The following is a 276-nucleotide window of genomic DNA, read 5'->3' on the forward strand; positions in this document are numbered from 1 at the left end:
GGGTAAATCTGTTGTAGTTGTAGACGTTGAAAAACAAGAACGTCAACAATTCGCGTTAAATGATCACGAGTTACAAGAGTTAGCGAAACAAGCGCTTATTATCGAAAAGCACTATGGCGCTCCAATGGATATCGAGTGGGCAAAAGATGGTGATGATGGTCAAATCTATATTGTTCAAGCTCGTCCTGAAACTGTAAAGAGCCGTCAAAATGTCGGCACCATGGAACGCTACCTACTCAAGCAAAAAGGTACTGTACTTTGTGAAGGCCGTTCAAT

At 42.0% G+C, this 276-nt stretch carries 1 protein-coding gene; it reads left to right on the forward strand.

Annotation, left to right across the window (positions count from 1 at the left end):
- A partial coding sequence (locus tag SAZ04_RS21985) for a PEP/pyruvate-binding domain-containing protein (RefSeq protein ID WP_332699697.1) occupies positions 1 to 276 on the forward strand: 276 nt, incomplete at both ends.

This window comes from Halalkalibacter lacteus, assembly GCF_036663595.1.
In the GTDB taxonomy this organism is placed as follows: domain Bacteria; phylum Bacillota; class Bacilli; order Bacillales; family Bacillaceae_D; genus Halalkalibacter; species Halalkalibacter lacteus.